Genomic DNA, 12,616 nt, shown 5'->3' on the forward strand with positions numbered 1-12,616 from the left:
GGTGGTTGAAATGGTTAAGGTCACCCTGGATAACATCACGAAGAGGTTCGGCGACTTTGAGGCCCTCAAGCGGGTAAGCCTTGAGATAGCCGACAAGGAGTTTATGGCGCTCCTCGGCCCCTCGGGAAGCGGGAAATCCACTCTCCTCTACACAATAGCGGGAATTTACAAGCCGACAAGCGGGAGGATATACTTCGACGACAGGGACGTTACGGATGTCCCTCCAAAGGACAGGAACGTTGGACTGGTCTTCCAGAACTGGGCGCTCTATCCCCATATGAAGGTCTTCGACAACATAGCCTTCCCCCTTGAGCTGAGGAAAGTTCCAAAGGATGAGATATCCAAAAAGGTCAAAAAAGTCGCGGAGATGCTCCACATAGAGAACCTTCTTGACCGCTACCCCTGGCAGCTCTCCGGGGGCCAGCAGCAGCGTGTCGCAATTGCGAGGGCCCTTGTGAAAGAGCCGGACGTTTTGCTCCTCGACGAGCCGCTCAGCAACCTCGACGCACTCCTTAGGCTTGAGGTAAGGGCAGAGCTCAAGAGGCTTCAGAAGGAGCTCGGAATCACAGCAGTTTACGTCACCCATGATCAAGCCGAGGCCCTTGCAATGGCCGACAGGATAGCCGTGATAAGGGGAGGCGAGATACTCCAGGTCGGAGATCCGGATGAAGTCTATTACAAGCCCAAGTACCGCTTCGTTGGTGGCTTTCTAGGAAGCCCGCCGATGAACTTCGTTGAGGCAGAAGTCCAGGACTCCTACCTCGACGTCTATGGCAACAAGATTCCAATCCCGCCCCAGTACCGCGAGCTGGTGAAGAAACTCGGCATTAGGGAAGTTATCCTTGGCTTCAGGCCACACGATGCCGAGGTCGTGAAAGGAAAGGCAGAGGGGCTCTTCGGGACTGTTTATTCCTTTGAACCCCTCGGTAGAGAGCAGATAATTACGGTCTCAGTCAACGGAGCGTCCGTTAAAGTCTTTGCTCCAGAGGGAGAGCACTTCACATTCGGCGAGCAAGTTACTGTGAAACTCAGGGAGGACAGGATAATCCTCTTCGACAAGAAAACGGAAAAGGCTCTTGAGTTCCTGCTGGAGGAGTGAGCTCATCTTTTCTTTCTTCCAACCATCCACACAGTCAGTGCCACCCTTATGTTCGTGAGTACTGCAAGCAGGAGAAACAGCGCTTTGACTAAAGCCTCCATTGGATACAGCAGGAACAGCATCGTAAGGAAGATTCTCTCGTCTCTCTTGCCCGGGAGCTTTCTGAGGGCAGGAACTTCCCGATAGGCGTCCCTGCAGAAGGCTCCCTTAAAGCGCTCCGTTGAGTAGCTCACCATGACCGAACCGAGCAAAGCTAAGAGCGCGACCAGATACCAGAGGGGTTCCTTCAACGTCGAGTAGGCCAAGAGGGCTAAGAAAGTCCCATCAACGTAGCGGTCGAGGATTGAATCTACGTAGCCACCGAGCCTGCTCGTCCTCAGCTGGGCCCTCGCAAGCTCGCCGTCAACGCCGTCGAGGATTGAGCTCAGCTGGTAGAGGATTCCCGCTAGGGGCAGGCTGATGAGCGTTAGGAAAGCCGAGAGCACGCCGAGGGCGAAAGCGACGACCGTCATCTGGTTTGGAGTGACCTTTTCAACGAGGAGGTAGCTGATTCTCGTCGAGATTTTCCTGTTGAGGTGTCTGCTGATGAACCCGTCGCCGGTCCCCTTGACGGCCGTGAAGACGAGCATCTTTCTCGCCCTCTTGAGCTCCTCCGGCGTGTCCACGTCGGTCCAGCCGAGGCCGTCGACGAAGGTAACGGGAAGCTTAGCCCGCTCGACGACCTCGCTGAGTGAGTAATCACCGTTCCTCTCGTTTTCAAGCACCTCCGTTACCCTGAAAATCCCGTCGTCGAGGACGAAGAAGCCTGTATCAACCGCGTCCCAGTCCTTAAGACCCTTTCCGATTCGCTCAACCCGGCCGTCCTTTACCTTAACCTTCGTCGCCTCTTCAACGTCAATCCATCTCGGCTCTCTGTCCGCTATGAGGCCGTTTCCCCTTATTGCCTCCGCAACGAAGGACTCGTTGTAGACGTGGTCGCTCATGACGAGGACGAACCGCCCGGAGACATGACTTTTAGCGAGGTGGAGCGAGTGGCCGTTGCCCTTCTCGGGCTCGGGGTTTATCACGAGCTCGGCGTTAAAGCCGTGCCTTTCAACGAACTCGCGGTAGAGGGGAGCGTACCGCTCGTTGGTGACGATTACAAACCTCTTAACGCCATTCCTCTGGAGGAGGTGCATCGTTCGGTACAGAATCTCCCTCCCTGCAACTTTGAGGAGTCCCTTGGGCCTTCCGCCCATCCTCGTCCCAAGGCCGGCCGCGAGAATCACTGCCGTTTTTGGGGTCATCGGCATCACCTTTTTAAGGCCCTCGAAGAGGCCCCACCAGGAGAACCGAGATTAAATTAACCATAGGTAATTTAAAGCTTTCGGTGGTGGAAATGCGAGTGGCGGTGCTGTATTCCGGCGGAAAGGACTCGAATTACGCCCTCTACTGGGCACTGGAGCAGGGTTTTGAGGTTAAATACCTCGTCTCGATGGTGAGCGAGAGGGAAGACAGCTACATGTACCACGTGCCGAACATTCACCTCACGGAACTGCAGGCGAGGGCAATAGGGATTCCCCTCGTCAAGGGCTTCACCAGCGGCGAGAAGGAGAAAGAGGTAGAGGACATGAAGGCCGTCCTTGAGGGCCTGAAGATTGACGGCGTCGTTGCAGGAGCCTTAGCCAGCGAGTACCAGAAGAAGCGCGTTGATAAAGTGGCGAGGGAGCTCGGCATAGAGAGCTTCGCGCCCGCTTGGCACCGCGACCCAATCGAATATATGCGCGAGCTGATTGGGATTTTCGACATCGTAATGATCGGCGTCTCAGCCTACGGGCTGGATGAGAGCTGGCTTGGCAGAAGGATTGACGAAAAGGCTCTGGAGGAGCTTGTGAAGCTCCACGAGAAATACGGAATCCACGTAGCTGGAGAGGGGGGTGAGTTCGAGACCTTCGTCAGGGATGCGCCCTTCTTCAAAGCCAGGATAGTCTTCGACGAGGTGGAAAAGAAATGGGACGGGTTTAATTATTCCGGAGTGCTTGAGGTCAAAAGGGCCCACCTTGAGAGAAAGAGTAAAAACAAAAACAGAAATGGCCCCATCGGTGGGGCACAAATGAAATCATAAAAACCATCTCCTGAGCCAGGAGCGCCTTCCGAGGTCCTTTTTGACGAGGAATACCGTCTTTTCGCATTCCTTCGCCACCTCAACGGGCAGTTCTCCAAACAGGCTTCTGGCGAAGAGCGAGCTCTCCGAGGCGCCCATTATAACGAGGTCGTGGTCGCGACACTCGGAAAGTATTGTCCTCTTGGGGTCGTCGGACCGGACAACCTTCAAAGTGCCCCTAGCCCCGTTCAGAATCCTCATAACCGGCTCAAGGCGGCGCTCTATCCTCTTTCTCTCAATACCCTCCCTGTCAACGTAGAGTACTGTAACGCTCGCACCCTTTTCAAGGGCAAATATTCTCGCTATTTCCGCCGCTAGAAGGCTGTGAGGACCGCCAGCCGTTGGAAAGAGTATTCTCTTGACTTCTTCACCCCTTCCTGGCTTCACGAGCAAAACGTCACACGGGGCCTCCACGAGTCTGTCGAGGTTGCTGCCAAAGATGTACCCCAGCCTCGAACGCCCCCTCCAGCCGAGCACGAGGAGGTCTGCCTTCTTGTTCTTTATGGCGCTCAGTATTCCCCTGTAAACGCTGTGGGCATAGTAGAGTACACCCCTCACGTTCACATCCCCGCCGAGCCCTTCCCTCACCCTCCTGAGCAGCTCCAAAGCGGGGCCTGCAAAGCGGTGCGCCTCCTCAAGTGGCGTCTGCTCCGGAACTGTCACTACACTTACGAGGGCCAGCTCCCCCTTTCTGGCCCGGGCTATTGTCTCACCTACCCTGGCGAGGTATGGGGCATTTCTCGGATTTGAGATGGCCACGAGAACCTTGTAGCCTTCGGGCAACCACTCACCGAAAACAACCTCCCTCCTGAGTGCCTCCTTCGCTTCCCTCGCCCCCTTGTAGCGGGAGCTCAGTGCCAGGCCCAGGATCACCCACCCGAGCGTTACGAACCACGCCGTCGGGCTCACGTCGAATATCCATATGGAGAGAACCCCCTGCAGGGCTATGGCGATGAGGGGTATGAATGGGAAGTATGGCATCAGGAAGCCGTAATCCAGCTCATCCCCCCTCTCGCGCCGTATCTTTATGACGGCCGCGTTGACGAGCAGGAATATCAGCAGGAAAACTATGTCCGCGCTCGCCGCAACGTCCTCTATCGGCAGGGCCAGGGCAACGGTTACTATGATGATTGAAGAGAGGGCGAGTGCTATGTGGGGAACCCTCCTCACCGGGTGAATCTTCGATATGAAGCGCGGGAGCTTCCCATCGCGACTTATTGCAAAGAGAACCCTCGTTGATGAGTATATGGTGGCGTTGAGAGCTGAAGTCGAGGAGAAAATCGCCGCGAGCGTTATCAAGAGCCCCCCGTAGGGCATTAAATCCTTTATTGCCTCACCCATGCCAACGGCCCCGTGGAAGGCGAACCACGCCGTCAGGTTCTCGGGCGAAACGTCGGCCCCGACTATCGCCGCGAAGGCGAAGAGGAGGTAGGTTGTCGTTACGGCCACGACCGAGTAGAGGATTGCCTTGGGTATGCTCTCCTTCGGGTCAAAGGCCTCCTCGCCGGCGTGCGCTATAACCTCGTAGCCCTCAAAGCCAACGTAGGTAAAGCCCATAGCCGCTAAAACCTTGCCCCAGCCGTTGGGAACGAAGTTGCTGAAGTGGGAGAGCCTCTCGGGATGGAGGATGGTGTAGAACACCGCAAAGGCACCGATGAAGAGAAGAGTTGACATCTGGCCGATGGTAATCAGGTTCTCGATGTTGCCCGTCTCTGAAACACCGATGTAGTTGATGACCACGAAGACGGCTATTATCAGGAGCGCGAGGGCCTTTATCACGAGCCCGCTCTCAACGCCGAGGGACGAGAACCACTTCGTCCCCTCAAGGAGAAAAACCGTGTATGTCGCGAAGGTTATGGCGTAGAGGCTTCCCGCAACGGTAAGGGCGAACCAGTTGAGCCAGCCCGAGATGAAGCCGATTAGGCCCTTAAACGCCTCGTCTATGTAGGTGTAGGCACCTCCGGCGGTGGGAAGTGCGGAAGCCAGCTCCGCAAAGGACATCGCCGAGAAGAGGGCCACGAGACCGTTGAGGGCAAAGGCCACGAGAACCCCGCCGGGACCGGCGAAGCCTATCGAGATTCCGGTGGCGACAAACACGCCCGCCCCAATCATCATGCCCATGCCCATCATCATGAGGTGCCACATTGATAATCCCCGCGAGAGCCCGATTTCCTCCTCCATGCTACCGCCTCCTCCTGATTACAACGTTTCTCACGGAGTTGACTTTCTGCTTTATCCTGCGCCTCATCTGGGCCTCTCTCATGGTCTTCAGCTCTTCGATGATTTTTCTCGACTTGTACAGGAGAAAAAGCATAAGGGAGTAGGCACCGGTTATTATTCCAACCCCAATTACCTGAGGGCCGTTCAACTATCTCCCCCCATCTTCCTATTTGATGCTTGATGTCCATGAGTTGGGAGTGATGAATTAAAAAAGTTGGCTCTCATCTGGGGCAGGGTTCCAGGTGAGACGAAGGTGGAAAAGGTAAAAGAGGAATTAGGGCTTCACCCTGACCCAGAACCACGCCTTCGAGCAACCGCCCGAAACGCCGCAGCTCGGGAACTCGAGGCTCCACTCCTTCGTCGGAATCGCGGAGTTCGGCTCCCAGTCGAAGTAGTCGTCGTCGAGGAGGAGCGTTATCGCCACCTGTCCCATCGGGTCGTCGTCGTTGCCCCATTTTCCAGCGTCCTCTTCCCAGCCGTCGTATTCGAGGTAGAGGAACGGCACATCGGCCCTCGTGTGGCCTATGATCAGCATCTGGGGACTTGATGTAAACCTGTTGCCCGAAAGAACTCCCGACTTCGGATACCTATTGACGGGCTGAACCGGGACCATCGCGGTGGTTTGCTCCCGCGTTATGTCGGGCACATCGGCTACCTCCTCTGGCTTGAAGGAGATGAATCCGCTCGCATAGAGGTAGTACTCGTCGTCGCCGAGTTCAGTGTCCTTCGTGAACTGGACTGTGTCAAGGTAAGCCTGAAGGGTGTCGTAGCGGAGTGTCCTCGGGACCTCAACTTCCTGAACGAGGTAGGTCACCCTCATGTTGCCGTCGGCGGACCACACCTCAACGAGAACACCGTCGCGGTAGTTGCCGTTCGTGTCTATCGCGTAGCCGTTGTAGCCGACCGGATCGGGGTCTCCGCCGAGGTCCCTGACTATCGTTGAGCCCCACCATTCGGCCGCACCCTGGCCGGTGACGAGCTGGTTGATGAACATGACGCCGTTGTATCCGTACTTTATGGCCGTTCCTATTTCTCCGGTGGCGAGGCCCAAGGCGGCGTCAACCAGAAAGCCAGTCCCGAGTGTGATGTATTCGCCGGGGTCGTCCAAGTCCCAGCCGGCCGTGTGGACGTAGATTTTCCTGTATTTTTTGACCTCCTCGAGGGGCATGGCAAATATCGGATAGCCGTTGATGAAGGGATAGCTCACGCTTATCGCCCTCTCGTCGTGGTATAAAAGCCGGCTGTGGTCGTTCGCCTCGACCCAGCGCTTGGCCGGATAGCCGACGGCATAGATCGGCCCGTACTCCCAGTCGAGGTCGTTCTCGTGCTCCCAGTAGACCGGGAAGGCCCATGAGACGAGCTGAATCTCCCCCTCCGCGCTGTCCTTGTTGCCCTTTATGTAAACGTCCTCGACGACGATGACGAGGTAACGGTCAACGTCCTTGTCCATGCTAAGCCCGTTGGTGGCGTTCACCCAGATGTTGCTGTGGGCAGGGAAGCGGGGCTTTAGCGAGGGTGCGTAAACCTGGCCCGCGAACCAGAGGCGGAAGTAGCGCCAGGGAACGAGTGAGAAGAAGTTCTCGATGGTGAACTCGACGACGTGCCGGTCGTTTTCGATGTATGTACTCACCTTTCCCTCGCGGTAGACGCTCCCGTACGCGTCCCTCAGCTTAAAGGAGTCCTCGTCGACGTAGGCAATCCAGTCGGCCTCGCCGCTGTCGCTGCTGTCGAAGAAGGCCTTCATCGGCATCATGTCGCGGTACTTGCGGTCGTCGAGGTACAGCTTAATCATCAGGTCGTAGCCCCTCGCCTCCATGTATAACTTGCCCTCCGGCGTGAAGAAGCTGGCCGGCGAGTAATAGTCAATCCAACCCTTCCCGGCCTCGATTACGAAGCTACCGGTGTAGGGGTAGGTGAGACTGGGGCTTTTATCGGTCATCGTGCTCCCGTAGATTCTGAGATAAACTCTCTCAGGGAATATCTCCGAGAAGTTCTCGATTGTGAAGCTCACCCGCCTTCCGTCGAGCGTAACGCTTCCCTCCTGGAGTTCAACGGAGCCGTTCCCGGTCAGCTCGTAGAGGGTGAAACCTGTAGAATAAAGGTGAAGCTCCCATATTCTCCCAAACTCCTCACCCTCATCGAACCTTAAGACCGTCGGCTCGTAGACGTACTTTTTGCCGCTAAACATGTCTATGAAAACCGGAATGTGGACGTAGGCGTTGGCTAAACTCTCGTTCTCGAAGGTTATCGTGAACTTGACGTTCTTTCCAGGGTCTGTCGAGGCCGTTATAATCGAGACTTTCTCTATCTTCTCCCCGTTGGGCTCGAAGGTGTCGCTTCCAATCGGGCCAGCGTATGTGAAGTTTGCCGTTAGTCTGTAAACTGGAATTATGACCGGCTGAAATGTGACGTTAAGAAGCCCTATCGCGAAGCCCGGCCCCGTTCCGTTGTCGTTGGTTTCCCCGGCTTCGCAGCCGAGATCCGGGTCGGCGCCGCCCCCACATACCACATTGCCGTCCTCGTCGTACTGAATGCTCTCGTTCGATACGGGAGTCTCTGTCGATGTCTCAGTCTGGGTTTTGGTTTGCGTTTCAGTCAGTGTTTCAGTCGTGGTTGACGTCTGGGTCTCCGTTGTTGTCTCCACGGGGGTTGGGCTTGAGGTAGTTGCGGAGGTTGTGGAGGTCGCTGATTCGTGCGTTCCGGTTTCGGAGGGAGTGCTTTTCGTGGTTTCTCCCCCTGTTCCGGATTCTGGCCCAACGCATCCGCTGATGAGCACTAACCCGGTCAGGAGAAGGAAAAAGAGAAGCCGCAAACGTTTTCTCATAGGGGCACCTCCGGGCCCAAACCCCGGCAGAAAAAGAAAGCCGTGCAGGTTTGGACTACAGATGGTAGGGCGCCATTCTATTTAGGGCTTTTCATGAATGTCAATTCACGCAGAAAGCTTATTAAAGAAAGTGCAAGAGTTACCCCGGGTGGTGGTGTGATAGAGGTTGAGAACCTCGTCAAGCGCTTCGGCGGGAAGGTTGCTCTCAAGGGGATTTCCTTCACAGTCTATGACGGCGAGATCTACGGCCTTTTGGGCCCAAACGGGAGCGGTAAGAGCACCACGATGAGGATTCTGGCTGGGATTATCCCGCCGACCGATGGAAAAGTTGTGGTCGAGGGGATAGACGTCGCCGAGAATCCGATTGAGGTCAAGAGAATAGTTGGCTACATACCCGAGACGCCGGTTCTCTACGAGAGCCTAACCCCGATGGAGTTCTTTTCCTTCGTGGGGAGCATAAGGGGGATTCCAAGGACAGACTTAGAGGAGCGCGTCGAGAGGCTCGGGAGGGCCTTTGGAATCGAGGAGTACCTCGGCGAGCTGATAGGGACGCTCAGCTTCGGAACCCAGCAGAAGGTTTCGATAATAGCCGGTTTGCTCCACGACCCAAAGGCCCTAATCCTCGACGAGGCCATCAACGGCCTCGACCCCAAGAGCGCACGCATAATGAAGGAGCTCCTCAACGGCTTCAAGGAAGAGGGGAGGAGCATCGTCTTCTCAACGCACATCCTGGCAATAGCAGAGGCAATTTGCGACAGGATAGGCATAATCTACAACGGCGAGCTAATAGCGGAGGGAACTCCCGAGGAGCTCAAGCGCTTCGCCCACGAGGAGAGCCTTGAGGACGTTTTCCTCAAGCTGACCGAGAGCCAGGAGGAGGTAAGCTCCCTCGTCAGGGCCCTAAGGGAGGCCTTCTGATGGAGCGGGAAATCGTAAACGTCCTCTACCGCGAGATGACCTACAAAAGGCTGAAGGCCAATCCACAGCTATCAGCGGACTGGAATAAGTTCCTCAAAACCTTCAAGAGGAGCGGAAGCCTCAAGAGAACCCTACTGAGCCAGTCAATCCTCTTCAGTTTTCTCGGCCTCATACTGCTCCCCTCCGTCTACTACGTCAAAACTGATGGCTCGGCGGTAGTTTACGCGAGCTACTGCATGCTCCCTCTGATTGTTGCACTCTACGGAACGGCCGTTACTGCACAGTATGCGGTCTCTCTTGGCCTCTTTGAGCCACTCCTCTCACTCCCGGTTCGTGTTGGAGGGAAGTACCTAAGTGCCCTGCTCCTCATAACGGAACTGCCCTCTACCCTCCTCCTCTTCCCACCAGCGATTGCCCTATCCCTGAAGCTCGGGCCCGTTGCTGGAACCCTCGGCTTCGCTTGGGCGCTGATGGGAGCTTTTATAGGCCACACCCTGGGCTTGCTCATCTACGACCGCCTCGGAAAGACCTCCGGTGGAAGGTTTTCGGGCCTAAAGACGGCCTTTAAAGCCTTTGGGATAATCCTCGTGATGTCCCTCTTCTACGGCATGAACTACATCCAGCGCTACGTCTCAAGCCATTATGAAGCCCTCAGGGGAGTTTTCGAGAAGTACTCCATAGCCTATCCCTTCTCCGTCGTCACCGTCGAGAAGCCCCTCCTCTCGCTCGGCCTCCTAGCCGTTTACGGCCTTGTGATTGGAGCGGTCTACGTTTCAACCGTCAGAAGGCTCTGGAGAAGGATAAGCGAGGGGACAACGGTTGAGAGAAGGGGAGGAAAAGCCAAACTCTCGCTCCACAGCCCGGCCTTGGCGCTGGCGCTCAAGGACTTCAAGATAGCCTCGCGGAATACGTCACTGCTGACGGGACTGTTGATGCCGGTCGTGGTCATAATCCCATCCCTCGCCGGTGCGTTGAAGTCGGGAAGCGAGGGCTCTGCCCTCGGCTTTGTTTTAGCGATTGGCTGGACGTCTTCGATAGCGATAGACGCGGTTTTAAAGATAGATGGGAGGGCCTTTGAAGTCCTTCACTCGCTCCCGCTGAGCCCGAGGACGTTTCTGCGGGGCAAGCTTGTGACGATGACGGTTGTTCCCGTGACGGCGGGCCTGGGTGCTGTTTTGGGACTCTCGCTGGGGAACCCGAGTGTGGTGAAGGTTCTACCCATAGCCCTCCTCCTGCCGGTCGCGACCGCTGGAACGACTCTGACGGTCTTTTACTGGGGAATTCGCGAGGTTGCACTGCCGGAGACGAGATGGGAAAAGATGCTCCTTGTCCTGCTTGCGAACGGTATAATAATCGGAGTTACAGCTGGACTGTGGTACGTTGAGTGCTTCCTCTCGATTCCCTTCGTTGCCATCGTTGACGCACTGTTGCTCTGGCACCTCAGCAGGTGACGTGGAAGATTCCGAGAACCTTTCTCTTTCCGCTTAGTTCGTTGAAGAACTCCACTGCCTCTCCCGTAGGGAGCTCATACACTTCTTTGTCCCTGACCAGCTCCCTGGTCTCGGGGAGAAGCGAGAGATAGCCGTAGTAGCCGGTGCCGACGATTAGAACCTCAAAGTCCTCCGTCAAGTACTCCCTCAGCTCGTCGGGGTCGAGTTTGTGGCTCGTTCCGTGCTTGGACTTGCTCAGCCACTTCTTCCTCTTCTCGACCCTTCCGCTCGGATAAACGACTACATCGTGCTCGTATGTTTTGCCATCGACGATGATCTTCCCAAAGGAGGGGTATTCGAGTTTCATAGCGCTCACCAGCAATCCTTTGGGTGGAGCGCGTCCCTCAAAATCTTTGCGTGGTCAAAGGCCAGCGGAAGCTTCTCTGCCTCTTCAATCGGGACGACATGGACTTCCTTCGCATCGTCGCCTGCCTTCAGCTCTCCCTCGCCGATGCAGAGAAAGGCGACGGAAACGGTGTGTCCTCTTGGGTCGCGGTTTGGGTCGGAGTAAACGCCAACGAGCTTAAGGATTCTAACGTCCAAGCCCGTCTCCTCCTTCATCTCCCTCTTCAACGCCTCCTCGACGGTCTCGCCGTACTCGACAAAGCCACCAGGCAGGGCAAAATGGTCCTTAAAGGGTTCGTTCTTTCGCTTTATGAGGACAAGGCCGTTGTTGTAGATTATCACTCCGTCTACGGTTAGGCCTATGCACCTGTGGAGCTCGGCCTTGAGACCGTGTTTTTCTGCGAGGGACTTGACTTCCTCGCGGAACTCGCTTATGTCTTTACCCCTCGGGGCCTTGACGAGCAGAACGTAACGGTCCATCTTTTTCACCTCAGGGAAGTCCCTTCTCATCAGCGTTCAGCGTGCTGACGTTTCATCATCGGTCGTTCACAGTTTGCACAAAGCGTTTATATCGTTGATGCCTAGAATTCACGGTGGGAACATGGAGAGAAGCCAACTAATAGCGGGCATTCTTTCCCCCATTGTTGGGCCTGGTGGAGTTTTCGCCGCGATTTTGATCCACAGGTCGTGGTGGAGGGTCACTGAAAATGCAATCAGCGATCTCGGAAAGATTGGTCTGAGCTATAACTGGGTGATGAACCTGGGCCTAATAATCTCAGCTTCCCTCGGCCTTTATTACATAAGCGGCCTGTGGAAAGAACTTAAAGGTGCCCTCCAGCGGATGGGGGTAGTAGTATTTGCGATCGGTCTCATATTCCTTGCAGGGATAGGCCTGTTTCCCGAGGGCACGGGCCCGCACTACTACGTGAGCTGGGGCTTTTTCGTGGCCTGCAGCATTGGGATGCTCCTCATCGGAATCGGTCTCTACTTCCAGGGCGAGAAAACCCTTGGTCTTCTTGCGTTTGCAATATTCACAGTCGGGTGGATTCTCGCACTCTGGGCCAAGTCTCACTTCAGGGGTGTGGCGGTGGCCGAGTTTGTGGGTGTTTTTGGAATCGTTATCTGGCACTACGCGCTACTCAAGAGGTTCCTCCTCCCAAAGGCTTAGCCCGTTTTCCCTCTCCTTTCTCTCGAGTGGGCTACCCTTAAGCTCCTGGATAAAAACTTCCGCGACGAAGACTTTTCCCTCGAAGAGATGCCCGCCGTAAAGCCTACCCTCCCCATCCCCAAGGGCAACGTGAATGTGCGCGAAGGGCTTTTCATTCCTGAGGCTCACGTTCCCCACCAGTGAAACCATCTCAAACGTTCCCTCCAGTTCAATAATTCGGTAGTCGTTGATATCCTCGTCAAAATAACCTATTTTTGGATCTTTCAAGCTTCCAATTGCACTCACAACGCCGGTTTTTATCTCCTTGGCCTCTGCAAAGCGGTTCACGAATTCAAGGAGATCCTCCCCCTCTGGCACGCGAAACAGAAAGGTCCTTCCCCCGGAGAACTCCATGAGGCTCACCCAAACC

General features: G+C 55.6%; 12 protein-coding genes. 5 read left to right on the forward strand and 7 right to left on the reverse strand.

Annotated elements, in window-relative coordinates:
• Positions 1–10: 10 nt before the first annotated feature.
• A complete protein-coding gene (locus TGAM_RS09375; protein ID WP_015859463.1) occupies positions 11–1,099 on the forward strand; it encodes an ABC transporter ATP-binding protein in 1,089 nt (362 codons plus the stop codon).
• 2 nt (positions 1,100–1,101) lie between these two features.
• Here TGAM_RS09375 and TGAM_RS09380 read toward each other — a convergent pair whose 3' ends face one another.
• Positions 1,102–2,385 (reverse strand): bifunctional L-myo-inositol-1-phosphate cytidylyltransferase/CDP-L-myo-inositol myo-inositolphosphotransferase, encoded by a 1,284-nt coding sequence (locus tag TGAM_RS09380; protein ID WP_015859464.1) that lies wholly within the window; start codon positions 2,383–2,385, stop codon positions 1,102–1,104.
• A 92-nt stretch (positions 2,386–2,477) separates the two neighbouring features.
• Between TGAM_RS09380 and TGAM_RS09385 the strand changes: the two genes are divergently transcribed.
• Positions 2,478–3,203 carry a diphthine--ammonia ligase gene (locus TGAM_RS09385; protein ID WP_048811327.1) on the forward strand — a complete coding sequence of 242 codons (726 nt, stop codon included), beginning with the start codon at positions 2,478–2,480 and terminating at the stop codon, positions 3,201–3,203.
• On the opposite strand, the gene TGAM_RS09390 is transcribed toward TGAM_RS09385, so the two are convergent.
• From TGAM_RS09390 to TGAM_RS09400, 3 genes are all read right to left on the reverse strand, one after another.
• Positions 3,198–5,423 carry an amino acid permease gene (locus tag TGAM_RS09390; RefSeq protein ID WP_048811328.1) on the reverse strand — a complete coding sequence of 742 codons (2,226 nt, stop codon included), beginning with the start codon at positions 5,421–5,423 and terminating at the stop codon, positions 3,198–3,200. The genes TGAM_RS09385 and TGAM_RS09390 overlap by 6 nt on opposite strands.
• A 1-nt stretch (position 5,424) precedes the next feature.
• Complete coding sequence (locus TGAM_RS09395) at positions 5,425–5,610, reverse strand: hypothetical protein (protein WP_048811329.1); 186 nt, start codon at positions 5,608–5,610, stop codon at positions 5,425–5,427.
• A 126-nt stretch (positions 5,611–5,736) separates the two neighbouring features.
• Positions 5,737–8,286, reverse strand: coding sequence for a hypothetical protein (locus tag TGAM_RS09400; protein WP_015859468.1), 2,550 nt, complete (start codon positions 8,284–8,286; stop codon positions 5,737–5,739).
• A gap of 156 nt (positions 8,287–8,442) precedes the next feature.
• On the opposite strand from TGAM_RS09400, the gene TGAM_RS09405 reads away from it, so the two are divergent.
• Complete coding sequence (locus TGAM_RS09405; protein ID WP_015859469.1) at positions 8,443–9,204, forward strand: ABC transporter ATP-binding protein; 762 nt, start codon at positions 8,443–8,445, stop codon at positions 9,202–9,204.
• Positions 9,204–10,655 carry a hypothetical protein gene (locus tag TGAM_RS09410; protein ID WP_015859470.1) on the forward strand — a complete coding sequence of 484 codons (1,452 nt, stop codon included), beginning with the start codon at positions 9,204–9,206 and terminating at the stop codon, positions 10,653–10,655. Before TGAM_RS09405 ends, TGAM_RS09410 begins: the two co-directional genes overlap by 1 nt.
• On the opposite strand, the gene TGAM_RS09415 is transcribed toward TGAM_RS09410, so the two are convergent.
• Both TGAM_RS09415 and TGAM_RS09420 read right to left on the reverse strand, forming a co-directional pair.
• On the reverse strand, positions 10,645–11,001 hold the full coding sequence (locus TGAM_RS09415; RefSeq protein ID WP_015859471.1) for an Mth938-like domain-containing protein: 357 nt from the start codon (positions 10,999–11,001) through the stop codon (positions 10,645–10,647). The genes TGAM_RS09410 and TGAM_RS09415 overlap by 11 nt on opposite strands.
• Before the next feature lie 5 nt (positions 11,002–11,006).
• Complete coding sequence (locus TGAM_RS09420; RefSeq protein ID WP_015859472.1) at positions 11,007–11,519, reverse strand: NUDIX domain-containing protein; 513 nt, start codon at positions 11,517–11,519, stop codon at positions 11,007–11,009.
• Between the two features lie 121 nt (positions 11,520–11,640).
• On the opposite strand from TGAM_RS09420, the gene TGAM_RS09425 reads away from it, so the two are divergent.
• On the forward strand, positions 11,641–12,207 hold the full coding sequence (locus TGAM_RS09425) for a DUF998 domain-containing protein (protein WP_015859473.1): 567 nt from the start codon (positions 11,641–11,643) through the stop codon (positions 12,205–12,207).
• Here the strand turns inward: TGAM_RS09425 and TGAM_RS09430 are convergent.
• On the reverse strand, positions 12,175–12,600 hold the full coding sequence (locus TGAM_RS09430; protein ID WP_015859474.1) for a PPC domain-containing DNA-binding protein: 426 nt from the start codon (positions 12,598–12,600) through the stop codon (positions 12,175–12,177). The genes TGAM_RS09425 and TGAM_RS09430 overlap by 33 nt on opposite strands.
• Between the last annotated feature and the right edge of the window lie 16 nt (positions 12,601–12,616).

It is taken from the genome of Thermococcus gammatolerans EJ3, assembly GCF_000022365.1.
In the GTDB taxonomy this organism is placed as follows: domain Archaea; phylum Methanobacteriota_B; class Thermococci; order Thermococcales; family Thermococcaceae; genus Thermococcus; species Thermococcus gammatolerans.

What these genes read in the sequence shown, in the direction of transcription:
- TGAM_RS09415 (WP_015859471.1), bottom strand. Translation starts at nt 11,001, where the DNA reads ATGAAACTCGAATACCCCTCCTTTGGGAAGATCATCGTCGATGGCAAA.
- TGAM_RS09400 (WP_015859468.1), bottom strand. Translation starts at nt 8,286, where the DNA reads ATGAGAAAACGTTTGCGGCTTCTCTTTTTCCTTCTCCTGACCGGGTTA.
- TGAM_RS09390 (WP_048811328.1), bottom strand. Translation starts at nt 5,423, where the DNA reads ATGGAGGAGGAAATCGGGCTCTCGCGGGGATTATCAATGTGGCACCTC.
- TGAM_RS09420 (WP_015859472.1), bottom strand. Translation starts at nt 11,519, where the DNA reads ATGGACCGTTACGTTCTGCTCGTCAAGGCCCCGAGGGGTAAAGACATA.
- TGAM_RS09430 (WP_015859474.1), bottom strand. Translation starts at nt 12,600, where the DNA reads ATGGAGTTCTCCGGGGGAAGGACCTTTCTGTTTCGCGTGCCAGAGGGG.
- TGAM_RS09425 (WP_015859473.1), top strand. Translation starts at nt 11,641, where the DNA reads ATGGAGAGAAGCCAACTAATAGCGGGCATTCTTTCCCCCATTGTTGGG.
- TGAM_RS09385 (WP_048811327.1), top strand. Translation starts at nt 2,478, where the DNA reads ATGCGAGTGGCGGTGCTGTATTCCGGCGGAAAGGACTCGAATTACGCC.
- TGAM_RS09375 (WP_015859463.1), top strand. Translation starts at nt 11, where the DNA reads ATGGTTAAGGTCACCCTGGATAACATCACGAAGAGGTTCGGCGACTTT.
- TGAM_RS09410 (WP_015859470.1), top strand. Translation starts at nt 9,204, where the DNA reads ATGGAGCGGGAAATCGTAAACGTCCTCTACCGCGAGATGACCTACAAA.
- TGAM_RS09380 (WP_015859464.1), bottom strand. Translation starts at nt 2,385, where the DNA reads ATGACCCCAAAAACGGCAGTGATTCTCGCGGCCGGCCTTGGGACGAGG.